General features: G+C 61.9%; 23 protein-coding genes. 14 read left to right on the forward strand and 9 right to left on the reverse strand.

Annotation, left to right across the window (positions count from 1 at the left end; genetic code table 11):
- The first annotated feature begins 267 nt into the window (after nucleotides 1-267).
- Nucleotides 268-1,143: a helix-turn-helix domain-containing protein gene (locus JFT66_RS14275; RefSeq protein WP_233097096.1), complete on the forward strand. Its 876-nt coding sequence runs from the start codon at nucleotides 268-270 to the stop codon at nucleotides 1,141-1,143.
- 9 nt (nucleotides 1,144-1,152) lie between these two features.
- On the opposite strand, the gene JFT66_RS14280 is transcribed toward JFT66_RS14275, so the two are convergent.
- The 3 genes from JFT66_RS14280 to JFT66_RS14290 all read right to left on the reverse strand — a co-directional run bounded on the left by JFT66_RS14280 (nucleotide 1,153) and on the right by JFT66_RS14290 (nucleotide 5,874).
- The gene (locus JFT66_RS14280; RefSeq protein WP_198859485.1) at nucleotides 1,153-2,418 is read right to left on the reverse strand and encodes a carbohydrate porin; all 1,266 of its coding nucleotides are present in this window, start codon (nucleotides 2,416-2,418) and stop codon (nucleotides 1,153-1,155) included.
- Between the two features lie 57 nt (nucleotides 2,419-2,475).
- Nucleotides 2,476-4,884, reverse strand: coding sequence for a glucose/quinate/shikimate family membrane-bound PQQ-dependent dehydrogenase (locus JFT66_RS14285; RefSeq protein ID WP_198859486.1), 2,409 nt, complete (start codon nucleotides 4,882-4,884; stop codon nucleotides 2,476-2,478).
- A 114-nt stretch (nucleotides 4,885-4,998) separates the two neighbouring features.
- Nucleotides 4,999-5,874 carry a bestrophin family protein gene (locus JFT66_RS14290; protein WP_153838416.1) on the reverse strand — a complete coding sequence of 292 codons (876 nt, stop codon included), beginning with the start codon at nucleotides 5,872-5,874 and terminating at the stop codon, nucleotides 4,999-5,001.
- A gap of 329 nt (nucleotides 5,875-6,203) precedes the next feature.
- Here JFT66_RS14290 and JFT66_RS14295 point away from each other — a divergent pair, with 329 nt between their 5' ends.
- Nucleotides 6,204-7,055: a hypothetical protein gene (locus JFT66_RS14295; protein ID WP_198809726.1), complete on the forward strand. Its 852-nt coding sequence runs from the start codon at nucleotides 6,204-6,206 to the stop codon at nucleotides 7,053-7,055.
- A 2-nt stretch (nucleotides 7,056-7,057) separates the two neighbouring features.
- Nucleotides 7,058-8,086 carry a GGDEF domain-containing protein gene (locus JFT66_RS14300; RefSeq protein WP_198859487.1) on the forward strand — a complete coding sequence of 343 codons (1,029 nt, stop codon included), beginning with the start codon at nucleotides 7,058-7,060 and terminating at the stop codon, nucleotides 8,084-8,086.
- 14 nt (nucleotides 8,087-8,100) lie between these two features.
- Here JFT66_RS14300 and JFT66_RS14305 read toward each other — a convergent pair whose 3' ends face one another.
- Nucleotides 8,101-8,400, reverse strand: coding sequence for an ArsR/SmtB family transcription factor (locus JFT66_RS14305; protein WP_052224569.1), 300 nt, complete (start codon nucleotides 8,398-8,400; stop codon nucleotides 8,101-8,103).
- Between the two features lie 90 nt (nucleotides 8,401-8,490).
- Between JFT66_RS14305 and JFT66_RS14310 the strand changes: the two genes are divergently transcribed.
- Nucleotides 8,491-9,582 (forward strand): NADH:flavin oxidoreductase/NADH oxidase, encoded by a 1,092-nt coding sequence (locus JFT66_RS14310; RefSeq protein WP_153838414.1) that lies wholly within the window; start codon nucleotides 8,491-8,493, stop codon nucleotides 9,580-9,582.
- Nucleotides 9,583-9,664: 82 nt separating this feature from the next.
- On the opposite strand, the gene JFT66_RS14315 is transcribed toward JFT66_RS14310, so the two are convergent.
- The gene (locus JFT66_RS14315) at nucleotides 9,665-10,387 is read right to left on the reverse strand and encodes a FadR/GntR family transcriptional regulator (protein WP_034119145.1); all 723 of its coding nucleotides are present in this window, start codon (nucleotides 10,385-10,387) and stop codon (nucleotides 9,665-9,667) included.
- Between the two features lie 48 nt (nucleotides 10,388-10,435).
- Complete coding sequence (locus JFT66_RS14320; RefSeq protein ID WP_198859488.1) at nucleotides 10,436-12,172, reverse strand: IlvD/Edd family dehydratase; 1,737 nt, start codon at nucleotides 12,170-12,172, stop codon at nucleotides 10,436-10,438.
- A gap of 191 nt (nucleotides 12,173-12,363) precedes the next feature.
- On the opposite strand from JFT66_RS14320, the gene JFT66_RS14325 reads away from it, so the two are divergent.
- The 7 genes from JFT66_RS14325 to araH are packed head-to-tail and all read left to right on the forward strand — an operon-like array spanning nucleotide 12,364 to nucleotide 20,667.
- Nucleotides 12,364-13,686 (forward strand): MFS transporter, encoded by a 1,323-nt coding sequence (locus tag JFT66_RS14325; protein ID WP_198859489.1) that lies wholly within the window; start codon nucleotides 12,364-12,366, stop codon nucleotides 13,684-13,686.
- A gap of 16 nt (nucleotides 13,687-13,702) precedes the next feature.
- On the forward strand, nucleotides 13,703-14,695 hold the full coding sequence (araD1, locus tag JFT66_RS14330) for an AraD1 family protein (RefSeq protein ID WP_198859490.1): 993 nt from the start codon (nucleotides 13,703-13,705) through the stop codon (nucleotides 14,693-14,695).
- 10 nt (nucleotides 14,696-14,705) lie between these two features.
- Entirely contained in the window at nucleotides 14,706-16,286 is a 1,581-nt protein-coding gene (locus JFT66_RS14335) for an aldehyde dehydrogenase (NADP(+)) (RefSeq protein ID WP_198859491.1), read from the forward strand.
- 16 nt (nucleotides 16,287-16,302) lie between these two features.
- Complete coding sequence (locus JFT66_RS14340) at nucleotides 16,303-17,166, forward strand: SMP-30/gluconolactonase/LRE family protein (RefSeq protein ID WP_198859492.1); 864 nt, start codon at nucleotides 16,303-16,305, stop codon at nucleotides 17,164-17,166.
- 37 nt (nucleotides 17,167-17,203) lie between these two features.
- On the forward strand, nucleotides 17,204-18,190 hold the full coding sequence (locus tag JFT66_RS14345; protein ID WP_153838410.1) for a substrate-binding domain-containing protein: 987 nt from the start codon (nucleotides 17,204-17,206) through the stop codon (nucleotides 18,188-18,190).
- On the forward strand, nucleotides 18,187-19,689 hold the full coding sequence (gene araG, locus JFT66_RS14350) for an L-arabinose ABC transporter ATP-binding protein AraG (protein ID WP_198859493.1): 1,503 nt from the start codon (nucleotides 18,187-18,189) through the stop codon (nucleotides 19,687-19,689). The genes JFT66_RS14345 and araG overlap by 4 nt, the downstream gene beginning before the upstream one ends.
- Before the next feature lie 9 nt (nucleotides 19,690-19,698).
- Nucleotides 19,699-20,667, forward strand: coding sequence for an L-arabinose ABC transporter permease AraH (gene araH, locus JFT66_RS14355; protein WP_057011311.1), 969 nt, complete (start codon nucleotides 19,699-19,701; stop codon nucleotides 20,665-20,667).
- Between the two features lie 52 nt (nucleotides 20,668-20,719).
- Here araH and JFT66_RS14360 read toward each other — a convergent pair whose 3' ends face one another.
- On the reverse strand, nucleotides 20,720-21,868 hold the full coding sequence (locus JFT66_RS14360) for an aldose epimerase family protein (RefSeq protein ID WP_198859494.1): 1,149 nt from the start codon (nucleotides 21,866-21,868) through the stop codon (nucleotides 20,720-20,722).
- 139 nt (nucleotides 21,869-22,007) lie between these two features.
- On the opposite strand from JFT66_RS14360, the gene JFT66_RS14365 reads away from it, so the two are divergent.
- Complete coding sequence (locus tag JFT66_RS14365; RefSeq protein WP_198859495.1) at nucleotides 22,008-22,775, forward strand: SDR family NAD(P)-dependent oxidoreductase; 768 nt, start codon at nucleotides 22,008-22,010, stop codon at nucleotides 22,773-22,775.
- Nucleotides 22,776-22,825: 50 nt separating this feature from the next.
- Here JFT66_RS14365 and JFT66_RS14370 read toward each other — a convergent pair whose 3' ends face one another.
- Both JFT66_RS14370 and JFT66_RS14375 read right to left on the reverse strand, forming a co-directional pair.
- On the reverse strand, nucleotides 22,826-23,422 hold the full coding sequence (locus tag JFT66_RS14370) for a glutathione S-transferase family protein (RefSeq protein ID WP_198859496.1): 597 nt from the start codon (nucleotides 23,420-23,422) through the stop codon (nucleotides 22,826-22,828).
- 85 nt (nucleotides 23,423-23,507) lie between these two features.
- A complete protein-coding gene (locus JFT66_RS14375; RefSeq protein ID WP_198859516.1) occupies nucleotides 23,508-24,494 on the reverse strand; it encodes an AraC family transcriptional regulator in 987 nt (328 codons plus the stop codon).
- Nucleotides 24,495-24,559: 65 nt separating this feature from the next.
- Between JFT66_RS14375 and JFT66_RS14380 the strand changes: the two genes are divergently transcribed.
- Both JFT66_RS14380 and yghU read left to right on the forward strand, forming a co-directional pair.
- Entirely contained in the window at nucleotides 24,560-25,786 is a 1,227-nt protein-coding gene (locus tag JFT66_RS14380; protein ID WP_198859497.1) for an MFS transporter, read from the forward strand.
- 42 nt (nucleotides 25,787-25,828) lie between these two features.
- Nucleotides 25,829-26,656, forward strand: a complete 828-nt coding sequence (yghU, locus tag JFT66_RS14385; RefSeq protein ID WP_198859498.1) for a glutathione-dependent disulfide-bond oxidoreductase — start codon at nucleotides 25,829-25,831, stop codon at nucleotides 26,654-26,656.
- The last annotated feature ends 11 nt before the right edge of the window (nucleotides 26,657-26,667 follow it).

A 26,667-nucleotide genomic window follows, 5' to 3' on the forward strand; every position in this document is an offset into this window, starting at 1 on the left:
GGGACCTTGACTGAGAATTCTGATCGGCGCGCGTTGCGCAGGGCAGCGGCGGTTTGGCGTAGCGTTTGCGGCGCGCCAAATGCTAATAATTATCAATTGCGCACATCTACCCCGATATGATCTGATTCGAGCCGTATCCGGTCAGCCAGGAGATTTACGATGTCAGTCGTTCAAGGAGGCGCAGGGGAGCCGATGCCGGTCTCGCGAATCATTACGGGAGGGTATGGAAGCGATCTCGGGCCAGGGGCGCATTGTCGGGTCACCCGCATGACGCTGCAGGAGGGCCTGGATATCGTGCGCTGGCAAAGCACCTTCGAGCAGCCGGTGGAACTGCCGTTGCAGGACGACAGCGAATGCATTCATTTCAGTTTCACCAACCTGCTCAAGGGCAAGGCGGCGTGCAGCTTTCGCGATGGGCGTCGGCAACGGCGCTATGCGATTGACGAGGGCGCAGGCAGCATCAGCTTTGGTCGCTGCCGCCATGGCCTTTATCACCAGCACGGCGAGATTGACAACATCACCGTCATGATCCGCCCCGAGCTGCTAGCCCAGTGGGAGCTGAAACTCGACCCGCTGCTGCACAAGGCGTTGGCCTGTGAGCAATGCTTTCTCGACGGCCACCGCAGCGGTGAAATGAGCGCCACTGCACACATGCTCGGTTTGGCCATGGACCACGGTACCAGCCTGCCGCCCGCCCAGCCACGCAGCAGCCTGTGGTTGTACGGGCAAAGTGTCACGCTGGTGAGTTTGTTCCTCGAAGCACGTCAGGACGCGCAATGCTCCTGCCGCGTCAGCCACACCGACCGCCAGCGGCTGGTGCGGGCCCGCGATCGATTGCTCGAGGACCTGGGCAAGGCGCCGAGCCTGTCGGAGTTGGCCCGCGAGTCCGGCTTGAGCCAGCCCAAGCTCACCCGAGGGTTTCGCCAACTGTTCTCCAACAGTGTCTACGGCGTGTTCCAGCAGATGCGCATGATCCAGGCGCGCAGCCGCTTGATGAGCGGTAATGAGTCGGTGATGCGCATCGCCTCGGACCTGGGTTATGCCAATGCCAGTCATTTCGCCACGGCGTTCCGCAAGCAGTTCGGGATCAACCCATCGATGCTCAAGAACGGTGGCCGTGGCAAATCCCTGGGGGCCGGCTGACGCTGCCGGTCAGAACACCGCTTTGACCTGCAGGCCCAGCACCAGCGCGTTGTCGATGTTGCCACCGGAAAACGCCCCCGGTTCGATGATGTATTGCACATCCGGGCGCAGGGTCAGCCACGGCGTGGCCTGATAGCCATAACTGAGTTCGATCAGCTGTTCGGCAGTGTCCAGGTCGGGATAGGTCGTGCCTGCATTGAACGCTGCCAGCTCCTGCACATCGCGACTGCGGGGGTTGGGCACCGCACGGCCGTAACCCAGGGCGACGGTATCCCGCGGGCGGCCTTCGAACGGCTTGTACAGAACCATGCCCGCGCCATACCACTTGGTGAATGGCGACGCCGCCTGGCTGGCGGCCGAGTACTGGCCGAAGGCGTGCAGGCTGCGACCTTGCGATGACTCGGAAGCCCACACGGCTTGATCGATCAGCAGGTAATGCCCACCGCGACCGCTGACGGTTTTATCGCTGCCAATGCGCTTCACATTGGAGCTGTCGTAGTAATACCCCAGCTTGTATTCACCCGGCAGCGAGCCCGCGTGCTTGTAGATCAACTCGATGGGCACCACGGTGCCGGTGGTGTGCTTGGGCCCCAGGTGCCAGGCGCGGCTGGAGTTGCCGTTACTGGACGGGTCGACATTGAACGCCGCCACGCGCAGTTGCCAGTTCGGCGAAAAATCATATTTCACTCGCGCGCCCAGATGCGCATTCGGGTAGTTGGCCCAGCCGCTGCCGCCGGACATGTTCAACGGATGCCCGCAGAAACCGGCATTCATGAAGTTGCACAGGATGCCGCTGTCCAGGCCGCCAAGGTCGTTACCCATGGCCATATAGCCGAGCTTCACATTCAGTGCAGGAGTAAACAGGCTGCGCTCGTAGCTCAGCTCGGTGAGACGGGTGTAGAGGCCGCCGTAGTTTTCCTGGATCGGCAGGCGGTTGCCGACCAAATCCTCGGAGGCGCTGTTGCCGCGCCGGTCATTGATGGTCAGCTGGACACGGTCGCCGTTGTTGAAACCGTAGAGCTTGCCCAGGTCGAACTGCACACCGAGCTTGAGGTTTTGCGAATAGCGCGCCGAGCGGTGCTGGCCGCCGTGGGCGTTGTAGGCGGTCTCGCCGCTGTAGTCGCCGGTAAAGCGCACACCTTGTGCGTCGAGTTCGCGGCGCAGGCCGCCCCAGTCGCCGGTCAGGGTGGTGTCGTCGGCTTGGACGGGCAGGGCGGCCGCAAAGGCCAGTCCCAGCACCAGGCGGCCAAAGGGCAGATGAGAAGTAGGGTTCATGCGCGGTTTTCCAAACACAAAGCGCGGTGCGGGAGCACCGCGCAAACAGAGGGGTTGTTACGGCAGGGCGTAGGCGATCACGTAGTCGCCACGGTCGGTGGACTGGCGTGCGCCGCCGGCGGTGACCACGATGTACTGCTTGCCGGTTTTCGGCGACACATAGGTCATCGGGCCGCCTTGGCTGCCGACTGGCAAGCGGGCTTTCCAGATTTCATCGCCATTGCCGCTGTTGAAGGCGCGCAGGTAGAAGTCCTGGGTGCCGGCGATAAAGATCAGGCCACCCTGTGTCGACAGCGTACCGCCCAGGGTCGGCAGGCCCACCTTGATCGGCAGGTGCATGCGAATGCCCAGCGGGCCGGTGTCTTCAACAGTGCCCACCGGTACTTGCCAGGCGACCTTCTGCGTCTTCATGTCGATGGCGGTCAGAGTGCCGAACGGCGGCGCCTGGCAGGGGATGCCGGCCACCGACAGGAAGCGGTTCTTGTTCACCGCATAAGGCGTGCCCTTGAGCGGCACGGCGCCCATGCCGGTGTTCAGCGCTTCACCACCAGAGGAGGCCTGGGCCTTGTTCTGCGATGGCACCATCTGGATCCACAGGCCCAGGCGCATGTCATTGACGAAGATAAAACCGTGCACTGGGTCGGTGGAGATACTGCCCCAGTTCATGCCGCCCAGGGAGCCCGGGAAGCTCAGGGATTTATCGGTGCCTGGCGCGGTGTACAAGCCGTCGTAGCGCATGCCCTTGAAGTCGATGCGGCACAGCAACTGGTCATACGGCGTGGCGCCCCACATGTCCGATTCGGTCAGGGTTTGCGCGCCGATCTGTGGCATGCCCACGGACTTTGGCTGGGTTGGCGAGTAAGGTTCATTGGGAATGTTCGCGGCCTTGACCGCTACCTCCTGCACGTCGGTCAGCGGCTTGCCGGTGGCGCGGTCGAGCACATAGATCTGCCCGGCCTTGGTGCCGATCACCACGGCCGGTACCGCCTTGTCGCTGCCCGGAGGGGTGAAGTCGATCAAGCTTGGCTGCATCGGCAGGTCGAAGTCCCACAGATCGTTGTGGACGGTCTGGTACACCCACTTCTCGGCACCGGTGGAGGCGTCGAGTGCCAGCACGGAAGCACCGTATTTGTGGTTGAGCTGGGTGCGTTCGACACCGTAAATGTCGGTGGACGAACTGCCCATCGGCAGGAAGACCGTGTTCATCTGTGGGTCGTAAGACATCGGTGCCCAGCTGTTCGGGGTGCTGCGCACGTAGGTGCTGCCCGCGGCAGGTGCTTGCTTGTCTTCGGGGTTACCCGGGTCGAATGCCCAGCGCATCTGGCCGCTGATCACATCGAAACCACGGATCACGCCGCCGGGCATGTCGGTCTGGACGTTGTCGGCGACGCGGCCACCGACGACGACGGTGGTGCCGGCAATCAGGGGCGCCGAGGACAGTTGGTAATAGCTGTCCGGCACATTGCCCAGGCCGGCTTTCAGGTCGACCTGGCCATGGGTGCCGAAGTCTTCGCAGAACTTGCCGGTGTCGGCATCTACGGCGATCAGGCGCGCATCAATGGTGTTGGTCAGCAGACGACGCTGGCACTGCGCGCCGGCAGGCACGCTGGCGGCAATGATCGGCGAGCTGTTGGGCTGGGTCGGCTGGGCAATCGGCGCGCTGGCGTCGAAATAGGCCATGCCCCGGCAACGCTGCCACACCGCCGATTTAGCGTTGACCTCGTTCTTCCACAGCTCTTTGCCGGTGTCGGCATCCAGGGCGATCAGGTTGTTGTGCGGCGTGCAGATGAACACTTTGTTGCCGATCTGCAGTGGCGTCAGTTGGTCTTCGGCACCGTTGCCGTCGCTGATGGCCACGTCACCGGTGTGATAGGTCCAGGCGACTTTGAGCTTGTCGATGTTGTCGCGGTTGATCTGGTCCAGCGCGGCGAAACGGCTGCCACCTTCAGTATTGCCGTAGTGTGCCCAGTCTTTCTGCGCATCGGCCGCGGCCACCGGGGTGATGCCCGGGCCATTACCGGTGGGCGCCACGCTTGGGTGCGCGACAAACATATTGCCCGCCGCAACCGCTACGCCCACCGCCATCACGGCGGCAATGCCATAGGCGCCGCGTGCAGGGCGGCCCACCAGCAGCGGATACACCAGCGCCACCACCAGGCCAATCACCGCAAACATGAACAGCCGCGAAAACAGCGGCCAGAACACCAGGCCCACATCCGCCACCGCCCACACGGCGGTGCCCAGCAGGAACGCGGCGAACAACCACGCGCCCGCCGGTTTGCGCCGGGCAATCAACAGCCCAGCGACCGCCATTGCCGCGCCGCCGACCAGGAAATACCAGGAACCGCCCAGGCTGACCAGCTTGGCGCCACCCACGGCGAGTGCCACGCCGAGCAGGGCGATGACCACGCCCAGGCCCAGCAGTAAGAATCTAGAGACGCCAGCGGCGCGCGATGCTCGTTTCATATCGATCAGGACTCGAAGGTGAGAGGGCAAAGCGCGATTTTAGCAATATAAGTAACCAGTTAGTACATTGTGCCTTGCAATAGTCTTTTACAACTGCGGTGATGATCGTCTCAGTCAGGCCAACGCATCACGCTGCATCGACTGCAAATTCTTCTCGATGGTCTCGCAGATACTTTCCATCTGGATCTGGTGTTCGCTGGCGTTGAACGGGCTTTGCAGGTCTGTGCCGATGCGCTCGATGGCCAGCAGCATGAAGCCCACCACCGTGGAAGCCAGCGGCGTGAACCAGCCGAGTGATTCCACCAGGCCCACCGGCACGATCAGGCAGAACAGCGAAATGAACAGCCGTGGGAAGTACACGTAGGGGTAGGGCAGTGGCGTGTTGGCAATTCGCTCCATGCCGCCTTGGGCGTTGGACAAATCCACCAGGGTCGACTCCAGCCGTGCCAGGCGGATGCTGTCCAGGCGCCCGGCCTGGTATTCACGGGCCAGCAACGTGGCCGAGCCGGTGAGGATGTCATTGGCAAAGTTATTGGTGGCACCGCTGCGCGCAAATTCCTCGGCAGGGATAAAAGCCCGCACTTCTTCCGGGCAGGCCTGGCCCTTGAGGTGCGCGGCCAGGCAATTCACATAGGCCACGTGACGGCGCAACAGCGTCGACTTGACCGGGTTTACCTCACCCGGTGTGTCATCGAGCAAGGTCAGCACTTGCCGGGCGAAACTGCGCGAGTTGTTGACCATCGCCCCCCACAGCGTGCGCGCTTCCCACCAGCGGTTGTAGGCGCTGCTGTTGCGAAAGCTGATCAGCACCACCAGCGCCGAACCCAGCAGGGTCAAGGGCATCAGCGGCAGGTTGATCTTGGTAGTGAGAAACAGCATGAAGTCCACCGTCACCGCCACGTCCCACAACAACAGCCAGAACAGGGACCAACCCACATAGCCCATGGTCTTGATGATCAGGCGGTATTTCTTCAGGACGGCAGCTTTCAAACGAGAACCTCGCGGCGGATGGTTGGCAACAATGCCCTGTTACGACGTCGCGGGAGAGGGAAGGTTCGCAGCGCGCTGAATCGATTAGTTGTTCGGTCAATATCTCTGGAGAATGTGACGAGAGGTTTCACGCAAGTGCGTGCCGAAGATCAGTTGAATTCGGAACAACTTTGGTACTGATGACGTCTGGTGCGGCAATCGCTGTACATTGCGTTCGGGGCAAATAGCCATCAACCGTAGGGTTAATGCCGTGATTTGTTTTGGGGCCTGGCTGCAGGGATTTCGTAGCCGAGATCAGTGGAATAAAGTTGGTTGATCAGGGCTCTTTCATGCGTGTCAGTTCGTTGAAGTCAGCTATGTGTAATACCGCGCAAGCACTCGAACGTCATAGGGATTTTGAAGCGTGCATGAGAGCGCATTACCACGTGCTGCTCGTGCCCTATTCGAGACGACCGTTTTTCTACAAGAGTGCACTTAAATACAGCCGCTTGATGGTGTCGTTCGCGTTATTGAGCCAGTACTTTTCCACGCCACTGCCGTTGTTGGCAGAAGTTAAAACCCTGTGCGTGACGCGCAGGTATTGTTCGAAAAACAGCCTGGAATCAATCTTCCTGCTATTGCGGGCGCTGGGGTTCATGGAGGTTGCACCACACCCCGAAGACAGTCGCTTCAGGGTCTACTCACCCTCCGATGAAGCCTGCCGTGAAGCGCGCTTGATGTTGACGGCCCTCACCGAGTCGTTGGCGCAGCTGTACCCGGAAAGAGAGATTTTCCGGCAGATGCGCGATCTCGATGATCGCGGGTTCCTGGCGCTCTATTTCAAAGGTTTCGCCGTGATCCTCGCCTCCGAGTTGACGGTAGATGTATTGCTGCCTGAGTGTTATTGGCTGGTCAAAAGAGACGCCGGGCATCTGTTGATGCTGGCCATCTATAACGATGCTTTTGCGCCAGACAATGACCGAGCCACCTTCAGGTCGTCTTCCTACCTGGCATTGGCCAAGCAACTTTCCGTGTCCAAGACCCACATTATCCGCATGGTGCAGGAGGGCGTGGAGAAGGGCTATTTCAAGGCCCACTCCAAGACCCGGCTGGAAGTCCTGCCACCTTTCGCCAGTCTGGTAAAGCGCTTCATGGCCTTTTCATTTGCGGTTGGCCTGCATGCTATTGAGATGGGAGCGTAAGGATGCCTACTAACTTGAAGTTGCGGCCCAGGATGCGCGGTTTGCTGTCGCCGGCGGTAACGCAAGCCGAATGGATAGGGATCATTGCCTGGATAGGCATGCTATTGATTCAACCGGCCCTGAAGTTGGATATTTATATGTTGGGCCTTACGGTTGGCCTCTTGGCGGTTTGCCGGCTGCATGCGGTGACGGCGAACTTTCTGTTGTGGCGGATGCTGGGCGTGACTTATATGGTGCTGTTGTCCGTCGGCTTCGCCTATATCGTTCGCTTGAATGAAGAGTTGCGTCTTTATGGCTTGCCGTTGGCTGTCACCCTGGCAGTGGGCAGTGCCATCTTGTTTATCAGTGTCCAGGATTATCTGGCCAGCGCCCTGTTGGTCTGGCTGATTCTGTGGCCGCCGATGCAGGCCGATATATATGCAGGCACCGAGGTGTATCTGCTGATGTTTTGTGCTTCTTCGGTGTCCATCGGGTTTATCTTGAGTTATTCCTACTTGAAAAACCTGCGCTCGGTATTGCTGGTGGAAAGTGAGTTTCGCGCATTGGCCGAAACCGATTACCTGACCTCCATCCTCAACCGACGCGCCTTTATGCAAAGCTTCGAAAAGTTGCTCTGCGGTGGTCAGGGCGGCTACTTCATCATGCTGGATATCGACAGCTTCAAAGAAAAAAATGACCTGTATGGCCATGACGTAGGTGACAAGATTTTGCGTGCCATGGCCGTCTGCCTGAAAAACGCCAAGGGTAGCCACAGCTTTGGAAGGATCGGCGGGGAAGAGTTCGGTGTGTTGTTGCAGGGCGATGACCCGGAACTGGCCTGTGACTTTGCCCTGGGCTTGTTGCAGGCGATCCGCAGCAGTGTCGCCGCACCGCATAACTACACCTGCAGTGCGGGCATGGCGCGTTTTTCGCCGGGGGACGAGTTGTCGGCGGTGCTCAAGATGGCGGACAAGAATCTTTATGGCGCCAAGCGCAACGGCAAGGACTGCGTGCATCTGGACGGTGCGCTGCTACAACCGGTCGTGGCCTGACGCGCTGGCGCCCTCTACAGCTGCGACAGAATACTTGCCAGCAACCCGGGAAAGCGGCTCTCCAACTCGTCACGACGCAATGAGTTCATATGAGTGGTGCCCACATTGCGGGTGTGCACCAGGCCGGCGTCGCGTAATACCCGGAAGTGGTGGGACATGCTGGACTTGGGCCGCCCGCCATCGAGTTCACCACAGGTGGCTTCGGGCACGCCGGCCAGGCAGCGCACGATTTCAAGGCGTACGGGGTCGCTCAGGGCGTAGAGCACGCGCTCAAGCGTCAATTCTTGCAGGGTAGGGTGTTTGAAGGCTCGCATGGGGCGGATCATAACAGGGGGGTAGCGTTCAATACCATAGTTCGATTACCATCGAACTATCGAATCACACACCCTTCCCCGGAGTATCTGATGTCCGCTTTGTTCGAACCGTTCAAACTTAAAGACGTTACCTTGCGCAATCGCATTGCCATCCCGCCGATGTGCCAATACATGGCCGACGACGGCATGGTCAACGATTGGCACCACGTACACCTGGCCGGCATGGCCCGTGGTGGGGCCGGCCTGCTGGTGGTCGAGGCCACCGCAGTCGCCCCTGAAGGGCGTATTACCCCGGGCTGCGCCGGTATCTGGAGCGATGCCCATGCCCAGGCGTTTGTGCCGATGGTCAAGGCCATCAAGGCCGCAGGTTCGGTACCGGGCATCCAGATCGCCCACGCCGGCCGCAAAGCCAGCGCCAACCGGCCCTGGGAAGGTGATGACCATATCCCGGCCTCCGATGTGCGCAGCTGGGAAACCATCGCCCCGTCCGCCATCGCGTTCGGTGCCAACCTGCCCAACGTGCCGCGTGCCATGACCCTGGACGATATCGCTCGCGTCCAGCAGGACTTCGTCGACGCCGCCCGTCGCGCCCGTGATGCCGGTTTTGAATGGATCGAATTGCACTTCGCCCACGGCTACCTGGGCCAGAGCTTTTTCTCCGAGCATTCCAACCAGCGCACCGACGCCTACGGTGGCAGCTTCGATAACCGCAGCCGCTTCCTCCTGGAAACCCTGGCCGCCGTGCGTGAAGTCTGGCCGGAAAACCTGCCGCTTACCGCTCGGTTCGGTGTGATCGAATACGACGGCCGTGATGAACAGACCCTCACCGAGTCCATCGAACTGGCTCGCCGTTTCAAGGACGGTGGCCTGGACCTGTTGAGCGTCAGCGTCGGTTTCACCATTCCTGACACCAACATCCCGTGGGGCCCGGCCTTCATGGGGCCGATTGCTGAGCGTGTGCGCCGTGAAGCCGGTATTCCGGTCACTTCTGCATGGGGCTTCGGCACGCCACAACTGGCCGAAGGCGCATTGCAGGCCGGGCACCTGGACCTGGTTTCGGTAGGGCGTGCGCACTTGGCCGATCCGCATTGGGCGTACTTTGCCGCCAAGGAACTGGGCGTTGAGAAGTCGTCGTGGACCTTGCCGGCGCCTTATGCGCATTGGTTGGAACGCTATCGCTGAGGTAGCCAAGGCAATCGCCTAAACGCTGAAACGTGCCGCACAGCGCTGCAAAATGTGAGCGGGGCGGCGCGACAGCGCGGGATTACAACGGCGTCAACACATTCATCACCGTATCCAGCGCCACTCGGGTGTCATCCAGTTGCACCAGCGACGCATGTCGCGCGCCCAGTGCATCGCGGTTCTGAATCGCGGTGAGGATCGCCTTGTGCCGGGGCAGGCTCAGGCCCTGGATATCCGGGCGGCGGTTGGTGATGTTGATCGACTCACGCAATGGCAGTGAGAGCATGTTGCACATATAGGCGAGCAGGTCATTGCGAGTGGCGTCGGCAATCGCGCGATGGAAGTCCAGGTCAGCCTGCAACAGCTGTTCGTGGGTCTGCGCGGTTTCCATGCCCTGGTAGGCTTGTTCGATGGTGGCGATGTCTTCGTCGGTGGCGGTGGTCGCGGCCATGGCGGCGATTTCCGGCTCCAGGATGCGGCGCACCCCGGCCAGGGTATTGAAGAACTCACTGTGGGGCGTGGATTGCATCAACCAGGACAGCACGTCGGGGTCGAGCAGGTGCCATTTCAAGCGTGGCCGCACCACCGCGCCTACCCGTGGCTTGGAGTAGACCAGGCCCTTGGCGCTCAGCACTCGCGTTGCCTCGCGCAATACCGAACGGCTGACCTGGTATTCCTCGCACAGCGTGGCTTCCATGGGCAGCCGTTCTTCGGGCTTGAAGCGACCGGAAACGATGTGCATGCCCAAGTCCTGAACGATTTGGGCATGCTGGCTCTTGCGCGGCTTGGGCGGCTGGTGATCCATGACGACGGGGAGGCTCTGGCTTAGATTCGCCGCATCATAGCATCCCAATTAGTGGGAATGCCGTGGGACTTCGGCGCCACGGCAACCCACCAGGAAGTCGAAATCGCAGCCTTGGTCGGCCTGTAGCACATGGTCGATGTACAGCTGGCGATAACCGCCAACAATGAGTTTCTGCGGCGGCGCCAGGTCGGCCATGCGTGCGGCCAGCTCGACGTCGGGGATGTCCAGGTGCAGGCGGCCGTTGGCACAATCGAGTTCGATCCAGTCACCTTCCTGCACCGTGGCCAACGGTCCGCCGGCAGCGGCTTCCGGCGCTACATGCAACACCACTGTGCCGTATGCCGTGCCGCTCATGCGTGCATCGGAGATGCGCACCATGTCGGTCACGCCCTGGGCCAGAAGTTTGGCCGGCAAACCCATGTTGCCGACTTCGGCCATGCCTGGGTACCCCTTGGGCCCGCAGTTCTTCATGACCAGGATCGAATTGGCGTCTACGTCCAGGTCCGGGTCGTTGATGCGTGCCTTGTACATGTCGAAGTTCTCGAACACCACCGCGCGGCCGCGATGCTGCATCAGCTCCGGGCTGGCCGCCGATGGCTTGAGCACCGCACCCAGGGGTGCCAGGTTACCGCGCAGTACACAGATGCCGCCGTCGGCGCGGATCGGGTTGTCGAGGGTGCGGATCACTTCATCCTGGCCATAGATCGGCGAGTCCTGGGTGTTCTCGCCCAGGGACTTGCCGTTGACGGTCAAGGCGTCGGGGTGGGGAATCAGGTTGGCTTCACCGAGGCGGCGCAGAACGGCGGGCAGGCCACCGGCGTAGTAGAACTCTTCCATCAGGAACCGCCCGGAGGGTTGCAGGTCGACGATGGTCGGCATGCCGCGGCCGATGCGGGTCCAGTCATCCAGGTCGAGTTCAACCCCGATGCGCCCGGCGATGGCTTTCAGGTGGATCACCGCATTGGTCGAACCGCCGATGGCCGCGTTTACTCGAATGGCGTTTTCAAACGCCTCCTTGGTGAGGATCTTCGACAGCTTCAAGTCTTCGCGCACCATCTCCACCGCCCGCATGCCGGACATATGCGCCAGTACATAGCGCCGTGCATCCACTGCCGGGATCGCCGCGTTGTGGGGCAGGGACGTGCCCAGTGCCTCGGCCATGCAGGCCATGGTCGAGGCAGTACCCATGGTGTTGCAGGTGCCTGCCGAGCGCGACATGCCGCCCTCGGCCGCGAGGAAATCATCCAGGGTGATGGTGCCGGCCTTGACCTGTTCGCTGAGCTGCCACACCACCGTGCCCGAACCGATGTCCTGGCCCTTGTGCTTGCCATTGAGCATCGGCCCGCCGGTGACCACGATGGCCGGCACATCACAACTGGCCGCACCCATCAGCAATGCCGGGGTGGTCTTGTCGCAACCCGTCAGCAGCACCACGCCGTCGATGGGGTTACCGCGAATGGCTTCTTCCACGTCCATGCTCGCCAGGTTGCGGGTGAGCATGGCGGTGGGGCGCAGATTCGATTCGCCATTGGAAAACACCGGGAATTCCACCGGGAAGCCACCGGCCTCGATCACGCCGCGCTTGACGTGCTCGGCGATCTGGCGGAAGTGCGCGTTGCACGGGGTCAGCTCCGACCAGGTGTTGCAGATGCCGATGATCGGCTTGCCATGGAACTGATGATCGGCAATGCCCTGGTTCTTCATCCAACTGCGGTACATGAAGCCGTTCTTGTCGGCGGTACCAAACCATTGGGCAGAGCGGAGGCCGGGCGTTTTGTCAGGCATGATCGATTCTCTTATTGTATGACTATATGTTCTATTCGTGCTTAAACATAAGCGCAAAATCGACGCTTTGGAAGTGTTGTTTTGTAAATAGTCCTACTATATAGTCTATCTCAACTGAGGCATGACCCTGGCGGATTTCGCGAGAGGCGTCCCCCGAGCTTCTATAAAAACAACAATCGGAGATCGACCCCATGAGCCAGGAATTGCGGCTTATTCGGCGCATCACGCTGAAACTGATTCCCTTCCTGATCCTGCTGTACCTGATCGCCTACGTCGACCGTTCCGCCGTAGGGTTCGCCAAGCTGCACATGGGCGCCGACGTCGGCATCGGTGACGCCGCCTATGGCCTCGGCGCCGGGCTGTTCTTCATTGGCTACTTCCTGTTCGAAATTCCCAGCAACCTGATGCTCGACCGCTTCGGCGCGCGGCGCTGGTTTGCGCGGATCATGATCACCTGGGGCGCTATCACCATCGGCATGGCTTTCGTGCAGGGGCCGCACAGTTTCTATGTGATGCGCTTTCTGCTCGGCGCGGCGGAGGCGGGGTTCTTCCCCGGCGTGCTGTACTACATCACCCAATGGTTCCCGGTGCGCCATCGCGGCAAGATCCTCGGGCTGTTCATCCTGTCCCAGCCCATCGCGATGATGATCACGGGCCCGGTGTCCGGCGGTTTGCTCGGCATGGACGGCATTCTTGGCCTGCACGGCTGGCAGTGGTTGTTTATCGTGATCGGCACCCCGGCGATCCTGTTGACCTGGCCGGTGCTGCGCTACTTGCCGGACGGCCCGAAACACGTCAGCTGGATGAGCGCGGATGAAAAAGCCTGGCTCACCGGCGAGCTGGAAAAAGACCTGCAGGCCTTCGGCCAGACCCGTCATGGCAACCCCTTGCATGCCCTCAAGGACAAGCGCGTGCTGCTGCTGGCGCTGTTCTACCTACCGGTGACCCTGAGCATCTATGGCCTTGGCCTATGGTTGCCGACCCTGATCAAGCAGTTCGGCGGCAGCGACCTCACCACCGGCTTCATCTCTGCCGTGCCGTATATCTTCGGCATCATCGGCCTGCTGATCATTCCGCGCAGTTCCGACCGCTTGAACGACCGTTACGGCCACCTTGCTGTGCTGTACGTGCTCGGCGCCATTGGCCTGTTCTGCAGCGCCTGGCTGAGTGTGCCGGTGCTGCAGATGGCTGCACTGTGCCTGGCGGCGTTCGCGCTGTTTTCCTGCACCGCGGTGTTCTGGACCTTGCCGGGGCGCTTCTTCGCCGGAGCCAGCGCCGCAGCGGGCATCGCCTTGATCAACTCGGTGGGCAACCTCGGCGGCTACATCGGCCCGTTCGTGATCGGTGCGCTCAAGGAGTACACCGGCAACCTGGACTCGGGCTTGTATTTCTTATCCGGCGTGATGGTGTTCGGGCTGGTCTTGACCTTAGTGGTCTATCGCGTGCTGGAGCGCAAGCACGTGCTGCCCGTCGACCAATTCGCCGCCAGCGCCCGTGGCGCCACACGTACTTAAACCCTGGAGAAAATGCATGCGTCTAGTTCAGTTCGAGTTGCGCAACGGTGAGCGCCGCGTCGGCGTGGCGGAAGGCGATAGGCTGCGGGAAGTGCAGGGCGCCCATAGCGTGCGCGAGCTGGCGCTGGCCGCTATCGAAGCCCGCGTGGGCCTGGCGCAAAAGGTGCAGGACCTGGGCCTGGGCGACAGCCATGACTACACCGCGCTGCTGGCCGAGTTGAAAGTCCTGCCACCACTGGACCACCCGGACCCGAGCCATATGCTGATCACTGGCACCGGCCTGACCCACCTCGGCAGCGCCTCGGCCCGCGACAAGATGCACCAGCAGGCCGGTGACGACAGCGCCATGACCGACACCATGCGCATCTTCAAGTGGGGCGTGGAGGGCGGTAAACCTGCGGCGGGGCAGGCGGGCGTACAGCCGGAGTGGTTCTACAAGGGCGACGGAAGCATCGTCGTACGCCCAGGCGCCGCCTTCCCGGTACCGCCGTTTGCCGAAGACGCCGGCGAGGAGCCTGAGATCGGCGGCCTTTACGTGATCGGCCACGACCGCAAACCCTACCGCCTGGGTTTTGCGGTGGGCAACGAATTTTCCGACCACGTGATGGAACGTAAGAATTACCTGTACCTGGCCCATTCCAAGCTGCGCAGTTGCAGCTATGGGCCGGAGCTGCGCGTAGGCGAGCTGCCCCGGCACCTGGCCGGCAGCAGTCGCATCCTGCGCAACGGCGAGGAAATCTGGCGGAACGAATTTCTCAGTGGCGAGGCCAATATGTGCCACAGCCTGGAAAACCTTGAATACCACCACTTCAAATACAGCCAGTTCCTCAAGCCGGGCGATGTGCACATTCACTTTTTCGGCACCGCCACCCTGTCATTTGCCGACGGTATACGTACCCAGCCGGGCGACGTGTTCGAGATCAGCCAGGCTGAATTCGGCGCGCCGTTGATCAACGGTATTGGCAGCAGCGATGCGGCATTTGAACCCGGCCAAGTCACCCCCCTTTAAGGAGATCAACATGACCCAGTTCCTCGGCCACAACTACATCGGCGGTCAGCGCAGCGCCAATGGCAACGTCAAGCTGCAAAGCGTCGATGCCAACAGCGGTGAAGCCTTGCCGCAGGATTTCTACCAGGCAACGCCCGAAGAGGTCGATGCCGCCGCCAAGGCCGCCGCCGCTGCGTATCCGGCTTTCCGGGCGTTGAGTGCCGCGCGCCGTGCGCAGTTTCTGGACGCGATAGCCGACGAGCTGGATGCCCTGAGCGATAACTTCATCGAGCTGGTCTGCCGCGAAACCGCGCTGCCCGCTGCGCGCATCAAGGGCGAGCGTGGGCGCACCAGTGGCCAGATGCGCTTGTTCGCCACGGTGCTGCGTCGAGGTGATTTCTATGGTGCGCGTATCGACAAGGCCCTGCCGGATCGCCAGCCGCTGCCACGCCCGGACCTGCGCCAATACCGAATCGGCCTAGGTCCGGTTGCGGTGTTTGGCGCGAGTAATTTTCCCCTGGCGTTTTCAACGGCCGGCGGTGATACCGCAGCAGCGCTAGCGGCTGGCTGCCCGGTGGTGTTCAAGGCCCACAGCGGGCACATGGCGACGGCCGAGCAGGTGGCCGATGCAATCATCCGTGCCGCTGAGGTCACTGAGATGCCTGCTGGCGTGTTCAATATGATCTTCGGTGCAGGCGTTGGCGAAGCGCTGGTCAAGCACCCGGCGATCCAGGCGGTGGGTTTTACCGGCTCGCTCAAAGGCGGTCGTGCCCTGTGCGATATGGCAGCGGCGCGCCCGCATCCGATCCCGGTGTTCGCCGAGATGTCGAGCATCAACCCGGTGATCGTACTGCCCCAGGCCTTGCACGCCCGCGCCGAAAGCGTGGCTCGCGACCTGACCGCCTCGGTAGTGCAGGGCTGCGGCCAGTTCTGCACCAACCCCGGTCTGGTCATCGGTATCGCTTCGCCACAATTCACGGCGTTCACTCAACAGGTCGCGCAATTGATCGGCGCGCAACCGGCGCAGACCATGCTCAACGCCGGTACCTTGGGCAGCTATGGCAAGGGCCTGGAAAAACTCCTGTCCCACCCCGGCATCCAGCACCTGGCAGGTAACGCGCAATCGGGCAACCAGGCTCAACCGCAGCTGTTCAAGGCAGATGTACGGCTGTTGATCGACGGCGACGAAGTGCTGCAGGAAGAAGTGTTCGGCCCCACCACGGTGTTCGTCGAAGTTGCCGACCAGGCCCAACTCAGCACCGCCTTGCAGGGGCTGCACGGGCAATTGACCGCCACCATCATCGGCGAACCGACTGACCTGCAACTGTTCGCCGATCTCACGCCGCTGCTGGAACAGAAAGTCGGACGCATCCTGCTCAACGGTTATCCCACTGGCGTCGAAGTCTGCGATTCGATGGTCCACGGCGGTCCGTACCCGGCAACCTCCGACGCCCGTGGTACCTCGGTTGGCACCTTGGCCATCCACCGCTTCCTGCGCCCGGTGTGCTTCCAGAATTACCCTGATAGCCTGCTGCCCGACGCGTTGAAAAACGCCAACCCATTGCGTATCCAGCGGCTGGTGGATGGCACGCCATCTCGTGAATCGCTGTAAGTCACCAGGAGGCTTCATGTCGTTCAGAGCAGTGACCCCACACCGTGCCCGGTTGGGCGAAGGGCCGTTCTGGGACATACCGTCCCAGGCCCTGTACTGGGTGGATATCGCCGCCAAACAGGCCCTGCGCCTGATGGGCGGGCAAGTGCGGACCTGGCAGTTGCCCGAGCACCTCTCGGCGTTTATTCCCTGTGAAAGCGGCGATGCGCTGGTGGCCCTGAGCAGCGGCGTGTATCGCCTGGACCTGGCCACCGAAGCGCTGACCCTGCTCTGCGTGGCAGACCCGCAAGCGGGCAACCGTGGCAACGAAGCGCGCTGCGATGCCCAGGGCCGGCTATGGCTGGGCACCATGCAGAACAATATCGGTGAGCAAGGCGAGGACTTGCCCATCACCCAGCGTTCCGGTGGTTTGTTCCGCATCGATGCCGATGCCACGGTCACGTCGCTGCTCAGCGGCCTGGGCATTCCCAATACCTTGCTCTGGAGCGAAGACGGCGCTCAGGTGCATTTCGGTGACAGCATGGATGCCACGTTGTACCGGTATTCGATCCAGCCCGACGGCCAACTCGACCCCGCGCAGGTGTGGTTCGGGCCCCACGAGCGCGGCGGGCCGGACGGTTCGGCCATGGACGCCGAGGGCTACATCTGGAATGCCCGTTGGGACGGCAGTTGCCTGCTGCGCCTGACGCCTTGTGGTGAGGTGGATCGCATCATCGAACTGCCTGTCAGCCGTCCCACCAGTTGCGTGTTCGGTGGGCCTGACCTGACCACGTTGTATATCACCAGTGCCGCGAGTCCCTTGGACCACCCTTTGGACGGTGCGCTGTTGGCCATTGAAGTCGATATCCCTGGCAAACCTTGCCATCGTTTCGCCGGTTAAACCCAAGACTCAAAAACAACAACAAGAGGTGTCGTTCATGAAAAAGGCTCTACGCGTTCTGGCTGCCGCCGTTGCTTTAAGCAGCCTCAGCAGCATCGTCTGCGCTGAAGAAGTGAAGATCGGTTTTCTGGTCAAGCAGGCCGAAGAGCCCTGGTTCCAGACCGAATGGGCGTTCGCCGAAAAAGCCGGCAAGGAACACGGTTTCACCGTGATCAAGATCGCCGTGCCCGACGGCGAGAAAACCCTCTCGGCCATCGACAGCCTGGCCGCCAACGGCGCCAAGGGCTTTGTCATCTGCCCGCCGGACGTGTCCCTGGGCCCGGCCATCGTCGCCAAGGCCAAGGTCAATGGCCTGAAAGTGATGGCCGTGGATGACCGCTTTGTTGATGCCAAGGGCAACTTCATGGAGGACGTGCCGTACCTGGGCATGGCCGCCTTCGAAGTGGGCCAGAAGCAGGGCGCCGCCATGGCCGCCGAAGCGAAAAAGCGTGGTTGGGACTGGAAGGACACCTACGCGGTGATCAACACCTTCAACGAACTCGACACCGGTAAGAAACGTACTGACGGCTCGATCAAATCCCTGGAAGAAGCCGGCATTCCCAAGGACCACATCCTCACTGCCGCCCTCAAGACTCTTGACGTACCCGGCAGCATGGACGCCACCAACTCAGCCCTGGTCAAGCTGCCCAGCGGCGCGAAAAACCTGATCATCGGCGGCATGAACGACAACACCGTGCTCGGCGGCGTGCGCGCGACTGAAAGCGCCGGCTTCAAGGCAGCCAACGTGATCGGTATCGGCATTAACGGCACCGACGCCATCGGCGAATTGAAGAAAGCTGACAGCGGTTTCTTCGGCTCCATGCTGCCGAGCCCGCACATCGAGGGCTATAACACCGCGCTGATGATGTACGAGTGGGTCACTAAAGGCACTGAACCGCCGAAATATACCGCCATGGACGAAGTCACCCTGATCACCCGCGAGAACTTCAAGGAAGAACTGACCAAGATCGGGCTGTGGAAATGACCGCTGCGGCCCTGCGTTTTGACGCGATCGGCAAAGCCTTTCCCGGGGTCAAGGCGCTGGATGGCATCAGCTTCACCGCCCACCCGGGGCAGGTGCACGCCCTGATGGGTGAGAACGGTGCGGGCAAGTCGACGCTGCTGAAGATCCTCGGCGGCGCCTACATCCCCAGCAGCGGCAGCGTACAGATCGGCGCGCAGGTCATGGCGTTCAAAAACGCCGCCGACAGCATCGCCAGCGGCGTCGCGGTGATCCATCAGGAACTGCACCTGGTGCCGGAAATGAGCGTCGCCGAGAACCTGTTCCTCGGGCACTTGCCGACGCGCCTGGGCGTGGTCAACCGCGGCCTGCTGCGCCAGCAGGCGCTGGCGTGTCTCAAGGGCCTGGCCGATGAGATCGACCCCGACGAGAAGCTCGGGCGTCTGTCCCTGGGGCAGCGCCAACTGGTGGAAATCGCCAAGGCGCTGTCCCGTGGCGCCAACGTGATCGCCTTCGATGAACCGACCAGCAGTTTGTCGGCGCGGGAAATCGACCGGCTGATGGCGATCATCGCGCGCCTGCGTGACGAGGGCAAAGTGGTGCTCTACGTGTCCCATCGCATGGAGGAAGTGTTCCGTATCTGCGACGCGGTGACGGTGTTCAAGGACGGTCGCTATGTGCGCACCTTCGATGACATGAGCACGCTGACCCACGACCAGTTGGTGACCTGCATGGTCGGTCGCGATATCCAGGACATCTACGACTACCGCCCACGCGAACACGGCGAGGTGGCGCTCAAGGTCGATGGCCTGCTCGGCCCGGGCCTGCGTGAGCCGATCAGTTTCCAGGTGCGCAAGGGCGAGATCCTCGGCCTGTTCGGGCTGGTGGGCGCGGGGCGCACCGAGCTGTTTCGCCTGCTCAGCGGCCTGGAGCGCGCCAGCGCCGGCAGCCTGGCGTTGTGCGGGCAAGCGTTGCACCTGCGCTCACCGCGCGACGCCATCACCGCCGGGGTGCTGCTGTGCCCGGAGGACCGCAAGAAGGAAGGCATCATCCCGCTGGCCAGCGTTGCCGAAAACATCAACATCAGTGCCCGCGCGGCGCACTCCACCTTTGGCTGGCTGTTGCGCGACGGCTGGGAAAAGGGCAACGCCGACCGGCAGATCCAGGCGATGCGGGTCAAAACCCCGAACGCCGCGCAGAAGATCCTCTATCTCTCCGGCGGCAATCAGCAGAAGGCCATTCTTGGCCGCTGGCTGTCGATGCCGATGAAGGTCCTGCTGCTGGATGAGCCTACCCGTGGCATCGATATCGGCGCCAAGTCAGAGATCTACCAGATCATCCATAACCTGGCGGCCAGCGGCATTGCGGTGATCGTGGTGTCCAGCGACCTGATGGAAGTGATGGGTATTTCCGACCGCATCCTAGTGCTGTGCGAAGGCGCCCTGCGTGGCGAACAACGGCGCGAACAGGCCACCGAATCCAACCTGCTGCAGATGGCCTTGCCACGCGGCGCAGCGAACTGAGAGACGACGATGACAACCCAACCCAACGCGTTGCCCTCGGCACGCAAGCCTCTTGATATGCGCGCATTGCTCGACAACTGGGCGATGCTGTTGGCGGCCGTGGGCATATTTGTGCTGTGCGCCCTGTTGATCGATAACTTCCTTTCGCCGCTGAACATGCGCGGCCTGGGCCTGGCGATATCTACGGTTGGCATCGCTGCGTGCACCATGCTGTTCTGCCTGGCCTCGGGGCACTTCGACTTGTCGGTGGGCTCGGTGATCGCCTGCGCCGGAGTGGTCGCAGCGATTGTGATGCGCGATACCGACAGCGTGATGCTGGGCATTGGCGCGGCGTTGTTGATGGGCCTGATGGTGGGGCTGATCAATGGCATCGTGATCGCCAAGCTGCGGGTCAATGCCTTGATCACTACGTTGGCGACCATGCAGATCGTACGTGGCCTGGCGTACATCTTTGCCGATGGCAAAGCGGTAGGCGTATCCGAGGAACAGTTCTTCGTCTTCGGTAACGGCCAACTGTTTGGCGTGCCGGTGCCGATCCTGATCACCATCGTCTGCTTCCTGTTCTTCGGCTGGCTGCTCAATTACACCACCTACGGGCGCAACACCATGGCCATCGGCGGCAACCCGGAAGCGGCGCTGCTGGCCGGGGTCAACGTGGACCGCACCAAAATCCTGATCTTCGCCGTCCATGGCCTGATCGGCGCACTGGCCGGGGTGATCCTGGCCTCGCGCATGACCTCCGGCCAGCCGATGATCGGCCAGGGCTTCGAGCTGACGGTGATCTCTGCGTGCGTGCTGGGCGGGGTATCGCTGAGCGGCGGCATCGGCATGATCCGCCACGTGATCGCCGGGGTGCTGATCCTGGCGATCATCGAGAACGCGATGAACCTGAAGAACATCGATACGTTTTACCAGTATGTGATCCGCGGCTCGATCCTGCTCTTGGCCGTCGTTATCGACCGCATGAAACAACGCTGATCCAAGCCATATGGAGATCCAATGTGGGAGGGGGCTTGCCCCCTCCCACATTTTATTCAGCGGAGAATTTGAAGAGGGTGTGCTGGGTATAGGTCTGCCCAGGATTCAAGCGAGTCGAGGCAAAGCCTGGCTGGTTAGGCGCATCCGGGAAGTGCTGGGTTTCCAAGGTAAACCCGCTCCAATGCTGATACGTCTTGCCCCCTTTACCCTTCACCGAACCATCGAGGAAGTTGCTGGTATAGAACTGCACACCCGGTTCGCTGGTGTAGAGCTGCAAGCGCCGGCCTGACTCAGGGTCATGCACGTCCGCGGCGAGCTGCTTGATATCACCCTTGGTATCCAGCGCCCAGTTGAAGTCGAACCCACCCTGTTTCGGTTCGGCGAACTTGAGCTGCGGATGGTCCGCCTTGATGTGCTGGCCGATAGGCGTGGGCGTCAGGAAGTCCATTGGCGTGCCCTTGACTGGCGCCAGTTCACCGGTGGGGATCAGGGTAGCGTTCACGGGTGTGTAGTGGCTGGCATGCAGGGTGGCGACCTGCTTGAGAATGTCGCCGTTACCCGCGCCGGCGAGGTTGAAGTAGCTGTGGTTGGTGAGGTTGAGCACCGTCGGTTTGTCGGTGGTGGCCTTGTAGTCGATGTGCAGTTCGTTGTTGTCGTTCAGGCGGTAAGTGACTTCGGTCTTGAGGTTGCCGGGAAAGCCCATCTCACCGTCCTTGGACAGGTAGGTGAGGGTGACGCCCACCGAATCCTTGTCTTTGACCGATTGGGCTTGCCACACCTGCTTGTCGAAGCCTTGGGCGCCGCCATGCAGGGAGTTGGGACCGTCGTTGAGCGGCACCTGGTAGCGTTTGCCGTCGAGTTCGAAGGCACCGCCGGCCAGGCGGTTGCCGAAGCGGCCGATGGTCGCGCCAAAAAATGCCGTGCCGGCCTGATAGCCCTGCACGTCATCGAAGCCCAGCACCACGTCGTCGACCTTGCCGTTTTTGTCCGGCACCTTCAACGACTGCAATACGCCGCCGTAGGTGATCACCGTGGCTTGCATGCCATGGCTGTTGCGCAAAATGTACTGTTCGACGGCGGTGCCGTCGTTGGTTTTGCCGAAGGGTTTGTGTTCGCTGGTCAGGCCGGCAGCCTGGGTGCCGCCGCTGGCGACCAGCATGGACAGCGCCAGACCGGACAGCAGGTAACGAGGGTGCTTCATGGTCGAACTTCCTTTTGTTGTTTTGAATGGAATAGTTCTACTAATTTGAGATAATTTGTGGTGATGGCCTCGAATTTATAGCCTTTAACGGCGTATTTGCAAAATAAAATAAGACTAATTAAGTGGAGCGATCATTCATATGACTACCCGGCAAGCGATTTATCCCGACCTCAAGGACAAAACCGTGCTGATTTCCGGCGGCGCCTCGGGGATAGGCGAGTTCATGGTGCGCGCCTTCGCCGCGCAAGGCGCCAAGGTGGGCTTCGTGGATCGTGCGCAAAGCCAGGGTGAACGCTTGGCTGCGCTGTTGAATTCCAAAGGGCATACCGTCGAGTTCGAGTGGTGCGACATCACCGACGAAATTGGCTACCGCGCCGCCATCGGGCGCTTTGAGCAGTCCCTGGGGCCGATCACGGTGCTGGTGAATAATGCGGCCAATGACGTGCGTCACAGCCTGGAAGAAATCGACTCGCAAATGTTCGACCAGTTGATCGCAGTCAACCTCAAGCACGCTTTCTTTGCTGCCAAGGCGGTGTTGCCGATGATGAAAGAGGCCGGTGGCGGCTCGATTATCAACCTGGGTTCCGTCGGCTGGATGATGGCCTCGGCCGGCTACCCGGTGTACGCCGCCAGCAAGGCCGCGGCCCACGGCATGACTCGCGGCCTGGCGCGGGAACTGGGGCCGAGCCATATCCGCGTCAATACGCTGGTGCCGGGCTGGGTGATGACGGAAAAGCAACTGGCCATGTGGGTCGACGATGCGGCCAAGGAACTCATCGCCCGCAGCCAGTGCCTGCCCGGCAATGTGATGCCGGAACACATCGCCAATATGGCGTTGTTTCTGGCCTCGGATGCCTCGGCGATGTGTTCGGCGCAGAATTTCATCGTTGACGGCGGCTGGGTCTAAGCCGGGCATAATTGCTCAAGGCGACGCCGTCCAAATGTGGGAGGGGGCGTTTACTCGATGGGATAACGCCTGAACGCCGGGTGCTCTTCCAGGCGCTCCGCATGGCGCTTGAGGTTGGGGAACGCATCCGCCTTCACCACCGAGGCCACGGTGAACTGGCTGAACGACCAGGCGACCGCCGCGGTAATGGACGCCTGGGTCAGCGCTTCACTGTCTGCCAGTTGCTTGTCCAGCAGCGCATAAGCCGCCAGCAATTGCCCGCTGACGCGCTCGAGCCACGGCGCATGCTGCTTTTCGGCCGGGCGCAGGTTGTGTTCATAGACGATCTGCACGCTTTTTTCACAGGCCGCGAGGGCCAGCCCGAGCAATTGCAAGTCTCGGGCGCGTGCCTCTGGTTGCTGGGGCAGTAGCTTCTTCTGCGCGGGCGCCAACGTTTCCAGGTAATCGAGGATCAGGCTCGAATCCATCAGCACCGTCCCATCATCCAGCACCAGGGTGGGCGCCTTGACTACCGGATTGATCTGGGCGAATTCCGTGAAAGTGCTGAACACCGACAGCGGCTCATGCACAAACTCCACCCCATACAAGTCCAGGGAAATCGCCACGCGGCGTACGTAGGGCGAGTCCAGCATTCCGACCAGTTTCATGCAGCCTCCATTGCTTTCGCGGTGTGATTGGCTGACGAGATTAAGGCTTCATGATCGGGGGGCGCAATACGTGAAGGGGCAGTCGCTACATCGAATTGCGGGCCGCCCCGGGCGGTTGCCCAGTGATGCGCTTGAAGGCACGGCTGAACGCTGCCTGGGAGGTATAGCCCAGGCGTTGCGCGACGGTTTCGATGGGCATGCGCTCCAGAGTCAGCCACTGGCTGGCCAGGCGCATGCGCAGTTCCGTGGCGTAGCGTAACGGCGGTATGCCGAGGATGGCCTGGAAGCGATCGGCAAACACCGAGCGCGAGGTATGGCACTGCGCGGCCAGTTCCGCCACGCTCCAGTCGCGGCCCGGCTGCTGGTGCAGGGCGAGGAGGGCGCGGGCCAGGCGTGGGTCGCGCAGCGCCGCCACCAGGCCCGAGGCGTTGCCGCAGGCACATTCGACCCAGCCGCGTACGATCATCGCCGACACCACATCGGCCAGGCGCGCGAGGATACCGGCAAAGCCGATGCGCGCCGTGGAGACTTCCCGTTCCATCACCGCCAGGATCGGCATCAGGCCGGGGTAACGCTGGCCCCCGGCATCGATCAGCATCAGCGCCGGCATCAGGTTGCCGAGGCCCTGGATGCTGCCGAGTTCGAACTCCATGCAGGCACTGAACAGCAGAGTGCTGGGGACGGTCTCGGGTGACGCATCCACGGCGCAGACCGCGTCCCCCAGCGGTGCGCTGTCGAAATCGCCGATGTCGTGCGTTGCGGCATTCGCGTCGGATAACAATGCATGCGCGCCGCCATGGGCGATGAACACCGCATTGCCCGCCGACAGTTCGAAAAGGTCGCCATCCTCGCCGCGCAAGGTCACGTGGCCGGCCGCGACAAAGTGGAAATAGGCGTGGCCGGGCTTGGCGCCAAAGCCCATGCCGAAGGTCGGGCCGGCCTGGATGCGACGGTACTGCACGCCGCGCAGGCGCATGCCGCGCAACAGTTCATTGATCAGGTCGGAAGACAGGGTAAAAGCATCCGCGGCAGTCATGGTCGGGGTTTCGGTCAAAAACTCAAGGGTTTGCATCATAGATCATCCTAACAGGCAAACCTAGACTGGCCGCCTTGCTAATGATCTGAGGATGACCTGTGATGAGTGAATATGCAGCCCATGCCCCTGCCGGGGTGGTGACGGAGCCGGCCTGGCTGGCGGTATTTTCTTTGGCAATGGGGGTGTTCGGTTTGCTGACGGCGGAATACCTGCCGGCCAGTTTGTTGACACCCATGGCATTGGACCTGGGTGTTTCGGAAGCGCTGGCCGGGCAAGCCGTGACGGTGACGGCGGTGGTGGCGTTGTTTGCCGGCTTGCTGGTGCCCGGCCTGACCCGAAGCATCGACCGGCGCGTGGTGCTGCTGGGGTTCTCCACGCTGATGATCGCCTCCAACCTGCTGGTGGCGCTGTCTTCCAGCCTGACCGTGCTGTTGTTGATGCGCATCCTGCTGGGCATCGCCCTGGGCGGTTTCTGGAGCATGGCGGCGGCGGTGGCCATGCGCCTGGTGCCGACCGCGTCCCTGCCACGGGCGCTGTCGATCATTTTCAGCGGGATTGCGGCGGGCACCGTGGTCGCCGTGCCGCTGGGCAGCTACTTGGGTGGGCTCTACGGTTGGCGCAGTGCGTTTATCGCGGCGGCTGCCGTGGGTGGGGTGACCCTGGCGTTCCAGGCGTTCACCCTGCCGCGCCTGGCGCCCAGTGGCACCGCGCGCCTGCGCACCGTGCTGGAGGTGCTGCTGCGCCCGGGTATCGCCATGGGCATGTTCGGCTGCGTACTGGTCCATACCGCGCATTTCGCGTTGTTCACCTACATTCGTCCGTTCCTGGAAAGCACCACCGGCGTCGATACCCAAGGGCTGGCGCTAATGCTGCTGGGTTTCGGCGTGGCGAATTTCGTCGGCACCTTGCTCGCCGGTTGGTTACTGGTGCGTCACCCGCGTGGGACGTTGGTGTTGATGCCGGTGCTGGTGGGTATTGCGGCACTGGCCCTGGTCTGGCTGCCCGTGTCACTGCCGGGTCAGGCGTTGCTCCTGGCGCTGTGGGGCATGGCGTTCGGCGGCGTACCGGTGGCATGGTCCAATTGGGTCGCCCGTGCGGTGCCGGACCAGGCTGAAAGTGCCGGCGGCATGGTGGTCGCTTCGGTGCAGTCGGCGATTGCCGCAGGGGCTGCCGGTGGCGGGTTGATGTTCAGCGTCAGCGGTATTGGTGGGGTGTTTGTCGGCGCGGGCGTGTTGATGCTGATCGCGGCTTTGCTTATCGTCCTGCGCGTACAGGTGCCTCGACAAGACGGGGATGCCGGTGTGACGCACCAGCCGTCTTTGGTTTAGTCTGGAACGCTTGGTTGAATACAATCCCTGAGGAGCAGTGGCATGGCTGACTATCTACCCCCAAAGGTCTGGACCTGGGACACCGAAAACGGCGGCACCTTCGCCAGCATCAACCGGCCTATCGCCGGCGCTACCCACGAAAAGACGCTGCCGGTGGGCAAGCACCCGCTGCAGTTGTATTCCCTGGCCACCCCCAACGGGCAGAAGGTCACGATCCTGCTCGAAGAGTTGCTGGCCCTCGGGCACACCGGCGCCGAATACGATGCCTGGCTGATCAAGATCGGTGACGGCGACCAGTTCGGCAGCGGCTTCGTGGCGGTGAACCCGAACTCGAAGATTCCGGCCCTGATGGACCACAGTGGCGCCACGCCGATTCGGGTGTTTGAGTCGGGCGCGATCCTGCAGTACCTGGCCGAGAAATTCGGCGCGTTCTTGCCCACCGAGCCTGCGGCGCGGGCTGAATGCCTGTCGTGGTTGTTCTGGCAGATGGGCAGCGCGCCCTACCTGGGTGGTGGCTTCGGACATTTCTACGCCTATGCGCCGAGCAAGATGGAGTACCCGATCAACCGCTTTGCCATGGAGGCCAAGCGCCAACTGGACGTGCTGGACAAGCGCCTGGCGGTGAGCGAGTACATCGCCGGGGATGAGTACACCATTGCCGACATTGCCATCTGGCCTTGGTACGGCGGGCTGGTCAAAGGCCGGTTGTATGGCGCGGCGGAGTTTCTATCGGTGCATGAGTACCAACACGTGCTGCGCTGGGCCGACGCAATTGACGCCCGGCCAGCGGTGCAGCGCGGGCGGCGGGTGAATCGGGTGTCGGGTGAGGATCTATTGCCCGAGCGTCATGATGCGAGCGACCTGGACTGAAGGTAACTGGC

The sequence above is a fragment of the Pseudomonas sp. MF6755 genome (assembly GCF_016405635.1).
In the GTDB taxonomy this organism is placed as follows: Bacteria; Pseudomonadota; Gammaproteobacteria; order Pseudomonadales; family Pseudomonadaceae; genus Aquipseudomonas; species Aquipseudomonas haemolytica.

Excerpts from the sequence above, each read along its gene's own strand:
- JFT66_RS14340 (WP_198859492.1), top strand. The coding sequence starts at position 16,303 with ATGTCGTTCAGAGCAGTGACCCCACACCGTGCCCGGTTGGGCGAAGGG.
- JFT66_RS14315 (WP_034119145.1), bottom strand. The coding sequence starts at position 10,387 with ATGGATCACCAGCCGCCCAAGCCGCGCAAGAGCCAGCATGCCCAAATC.
- JFT66_RS14280 (WP_198859485.1), bottom strand. The coding sequence starts at position 2,418 with ATGAACCCTACTTCTCATCTGCCCTTTGGCCGCCTGGTGCTGGGACTG.
- JFT66_RS14325 (WP_198859489.1), top strand. The coding sequence starts at position 12,364 with ATGAGCCAGGAATTGCGGCTTATTCGGCGCATCACGCTGAAACTGATT.
- JFT66_RS14285 (WP_198859486.1), bottom strand. The coding sequence starts at position 4,884 with ATGAAACGAGCATCGCGCGCCGCTGGCGTCTCTAGATTCTTACTGCTG.
- yghU (WP_198859498.1), top strand. The coding sequence starts at position 25,829 with ATGGCTGACTATCTACCCCCAAAGGTCTGGACCTGGGACACCGAAAAC.
- JFT66_RS14380 (WP_198859497.1), top strand. The coding sequence starts at position 24,560 with ATGAGTGAATATGCAGCCCATGCCCCTGCCGGGGTGGTGACGGAGCCG.
- JFT66_RS14345 (WP_153838410.1), top strand. The coding sequence starts at position 17,204 with ATGAAAAAGGCTCTACGCGTTCTGGCTGCCGCCGTTGCTTTAAGCAGC.
- JFT66_RS14275 (WP_233097096.1), top strand. The coding sequence starts at position 268 with ATGACGCTGCAGGAGGGCCTGGATATCGTGCGCTGGCAAAGCACCTTC.
- JFT66_RS14370 (WP_198859496.1), bottom strand. The coding sequence starts at position 23,422 with ATGAAACTGGTCGGAATGCTGGACTCGCCCTACGTACGCCGCGTGGCG.
- JFT66_RS14360 (WP_198859494.1), bottom strand. The coding sequence starts at position 21,868 with ATGAAGCACCCTCGTTACCTGCTGTCCGGTCTGGCGCTGTCCATGCTG.
- JFT66_RS14300 (WP_198859487.1), top strand. The coding sequence starts at position 7,058 with ATGCCTACTAACTTGAAGTTGCGGCCCAGGATGCGCGGTTTGCTGTCG.
- araG (WP_198859493.1), top strand. The coding sequence starts at position 18,187 with ATGACCGCTGCGGCCCTGCGTTTTGACGCGATCGGCAAAGCCTTTCCC.
- JFT66_RS14305 (WP_052224569.1), bottom strand. The coding sequence starts at position 8,400 with ATGCGAGCCTTCAAACACCCTACCCTGCAAGAATTGACGCTTGAGCGC.
- araD1 (WP_198859490.1), top strand. The coding sequence starts at position 13,703 with ATGCGTCTAGTTCAGTTCGAGTTGCGCAACGGTGAGCGCCGCGTCGGC.
- araH (WP_057011311.1), top strand. The coding sequence starts at position 19,699 with ATGACAACCCAACCCAACGCGTTGCCCTCGGCACGCAAGCCTCTTGAT.
- JFT66_RS14295 (WP_198809726.1), top strand. The coding sequence starts at position 6,204 with ATGCGTGTCAGTTCGTTGAAGTCAGCTATGTGTAATACCGCGCAAGCA.
- JFT66_RS14320 (WP_198859488.1), bottom strand. The coding sequence starts at position 12,172 with ATGCCTGACAAAACGCCCGGCCTCCGCTCTGCCCAATGGTTTGGTACC.
- JFT66_RS14310 (WP_153838414.1), top strand. The coding sequence starts at position 8,491 with ATGTCCGCTTTGTTCGAACCGTTCAAACTTAAAGACGTTACCTTGCGC.
- JFT66_RS14375 (WP_198859516.1), bottom strand. The coding sequence starts at position 24,494 with ATGCAAACCCTTGAGTTTTTGACCGAAACCCCGACCATGACTGCCGCG.
- JFT66_RS14335 (WP_198859491.1), top strand. The coding sequence starts at position 14,706 with ATGACCCAGTTCCTCGGCCACAACTACATCGGCGGTCAGCGCAGCGCC.
- JFT66_RS14365 (WP_198859495.1), top strand. The coding sequence starts at position 22,008 with ATGACTACCCGGCAAGCGATTTATCCCGACCTCAAGGACAAAACCGTG.